This window comes from Salipiger sp. HF18, from assembly GCF_011806505.1.
GTDB classification, from domain to species: Bacteria; Pseudomonadota; Alphaproteobacteria; order Rhodobacterales; family Rhodobacteraceae; genus Salipiger; species Salipiger thiooxidans.
Window position 1 is genome coordinate 1 of the sequence record NZ_JAATOS010000615.1, and the last position, 2093, is coordinate 2093.

The window sequence follows — 2093 nt, forward strand, 5'->3', positions numbered from 1 at the left end:
GTGCTGCCGGGGACGGTGGTGTTCACCGTGGACATCCGCTCGCCCGACCAGGCCAAGCTCGACGGCATGCGCGCCGAGATCGAGAAGCGCGCCGCCGCGATCTGCGAGGAGATCGGCGTCGGCTGCGCGGTCGAGGCGGTGGGCCACTTCGACCCGGTGACCTTCGATCCCGAGCTTGTGGGCAACGTGCGCAAGGCGGCCGAGGAGCTGGGCTATTCGCATATGAACCTGATCTCCGGCGCCGGGCACGATGCCTGCTGGGCGGCCAAGGTCGCGCCCGCGACCATGGTCATGTGCCCCTGCGTGAACGGCATCTCGCACAACGAGGCCGAGGAGATTTCGAAGGAATGGGCCACGGCCGGGGCGGAGGTCCTGTTCCGGGCGGTGCTCGAGACGGCGGGGATCGTGGAGTGAATAGAATATTTAGAGTGGTCGGAGTCTGGACGGATGCATCTGATCCCGCTGAGGATCGGCTTACCTTGGATGTCATCGTGGACGAGCAAAATCATGTGCTCAAAAAGTACATGACATTCGGCTTCATGGGGTCAGCTCGCCCGGACGCCGAAAAGTTCTTTCCATTCGGTTTGCGCACTGATGGAACCTTGGCGAACGGATCGGATACCGGCGAGCCAGACGACACAGACGAAAGGGTCAGTATCCACGGGAAGAAAGCGGAGGTCGGCGAACTTTTTACCTTCCGACAGGATGGAGAGGAATACACCTATCGGATCGCTCAGGTAGTGAATCTCGGAGAACCATAAACATGACCACAGTCATCAAGGGCGGCACGGTCGTCACCGCGGATTACAGCTACGAGGCGGACGTTCTCGTCGAGGGCGGCAAGATCGTCGGGATCGGCCCGGACCTGAAGGGCGACGAGGTGCTCGACGCCACCGGCTGCTACGTGATGCCGGGCGGGATCGACCCGCACACCCATCTCGAGATGCCGTTCATGGGCACCTATTCCTCGGACGATTTCGAAAGCGGCACCCGCGCGGCGCTGGCGGGCGGCACCACCATGGTGGTGGATTTCGCGCTGCCGTCGCCGGGGCAGGGGCTGCTTGACGCGCTGCAGATGTGGGACAACAAGTCGACCCGCGCCAACTGCGACTATTCCTTCCATATGGCGATCACCTGGTGGTCGGAGCAGGTCTTCAACGAGATGGAAGCCGTGGTCCGGGAACGCGGCATCAACACCTTCAAGCACTTCATGGCCTACAAGGGCGCGCTGATGGTGAACGACGACGAGCTCTACGCCTCGTTCCAGCGTTGCGCCGAGCTGGGCGCCATCCCGCTGGTCCATGCCGAGAACGGCGACGTGGTGGCGGAGCTGTCGGCCAAGCTGCTGGCGGCGGGCAACAACGGGCCCGAGGGCCACGCCTATTCGCGGCCGCCGCAGGTCGAGGGCGAGGCCACCAACCGCGCCATCATGATCGCCGACATGGCGGGCGTGCCGCTCTACGTGGTGCACGTCTCCTGCGAGGACAGCCACGAGGCCATCCGCCGCGCCCGGATGCAGGGCAAGCGGGTCTGGGGCGAGCCGCTGATCCAGCACCTGACTCTCGACGAAAGCGAGTATTTCGACAAGGACTGGGACCACGCCGCGCGCCGGGTGATGTCGCCGCCGTTCCGCAACAAGATGCATCAGGACAGCCTGTGGAACGGCCTCGCGTCGGGCTCGCTGTCTTGCGTTGCGACGGACCACTGCGCCTTCACCACCGACCAGAAGCGCTATGGCATCGGCGATTTCACCAAGATCCCGAACGGCACCGGCGGGCTCGAGGACCGGATCCCGATGCTCTGGACCTATGGCGTGGGCACCGGGCGGCTGACCAAGGAAGAGTTCGTCGCGGTCACCTCGACCAACATCGCCAAGATCCTCAATTGCTACCCGACCAAGGGCGCGATTCTCGTGGGGGCGGATGCCGATATCGTGGTGCTCGACCCGGAGAAATCCAAGACCATCTCCGCCGCCTCGCAGCAGTCGGCCATCGACTACAACGTCTTCGAGGGCAAGGAGGTCAGGGGCCTGCCGCGCTTCGTGCTGACCCGCGGCAAGGTCGCGGTCATGGACGGCGAGATGAAGACCGAGG

The 2093-nt window shown here is 64.2% G+C and carries 3 protein-coding genes; all 3 read left to right on the forward strand.

Annotated elements, in window-relative coordinates:
• On the forward strand, positions 1-414 hold a 414-nt coding region (locus tag HC022_RS24920), incomplete at its 5' end, for a M20/M25/M40 family metallo-hydrolase (RefSeq protein ID WP_167454178.1).
• 65 nt (positions 415-479) lie between these two features.
• Positions 480-761 (forward strand): hypothetical protein, encoded by a 282-nt coding sequence (locus HC022_RS24925; protein ID WP_167454179.1) that lies wholly within the window; start codon positions 480-482, stop codon positions 759-761.
• Between the two features lie 2 nt (positions 762-763).
• Positions 764-2093: dihydropyrimidinase (gene hydA, locus HC022_RS24930; protein WP_167454180.1), on the forward strand; the 1330-nt coding region annotated here is incomplete at its 3' end.